This is a genomic window from Mycobacterium sp., from assembly GCF_008709575.1.
GTDB lineage: Bacteria > Actinomycetota > Actinomycetes > Mycobacteriales > Mycobacteriaceae > Mycobacterium.
In genome coordinates this window covers 1-561 of the sequence record NZ_VYIK01000515.1, presented here as the reverse complement: position 1 = coordinate 561, position 561 = coordinate 1, and the positions used below count along the sequence as shown (strand labels likewise).

At 66.5% G+C, this 561-nt stretch carries 2 pseudogenes; both read left to right on the top strand.

Annotated elements, in window-relative coordinates:
* Positions 1-269 (top strand): annotated as a pseudogene (locus F6Q13_RS19910) (hypothetical protein); the annotation flags it as partial.
* A 117-nt stretch (positions 270-386) separates the two neighbouring features.
* Positions 387-561: pseudogene (locus F6Q13_RS19905) on the top strand (hypothetical protein); the annotation flags it as partial.

The following is a 561-nucleotide window of genomic DNA, read 5'->3' as shown; positions in this document are numbered from 1 at the left end:
AACCTTTTTGGCTCTACCGGTTCGCGGCCTGGGTCGCGATCGTCGCCGGGATCGTGTTCGTCGTGGCGGTGATTTTCTTCTCCGGTGCGTTTGTCGCCCACCACGGCAGCTACCGCGGTCACAAGTGTCACCACCGGCACCATCACTCCATGGTCGAGCAGGGCGGTCACCGTCGCGGCGCGGGCGGCGACAGCGGCAGGACCGGCCCGCCCGGACCCGGGCAGCCGCCCCGGTCCGTCCTGCCGTCGACCGCTCCGGCGACCCCGTAACACACCCAAAGCCCGGCATCCCGATGGGATCCCGGCGGACCGGGCGAACCTGTCAGTTTGTCGTCATTTCAGGTTCGTCCCTTCCATAGCGGCACATCGCGTCGGCATTATCAGGGTATGACTGAGACACCTGCGCCGACACCCGAGCCCGCTAGCCAACCGGCTACCGCCGCCGCGCCACCAGCGTTTCCACCCCCTATGTACGCGGCGAAGCCGATCCGGCTTTATCAGGCCGCAGCGTGGGTGGTGATCGTCGCGGGCATCGTTTTCGTGATCGCGACGATCTTCTTCA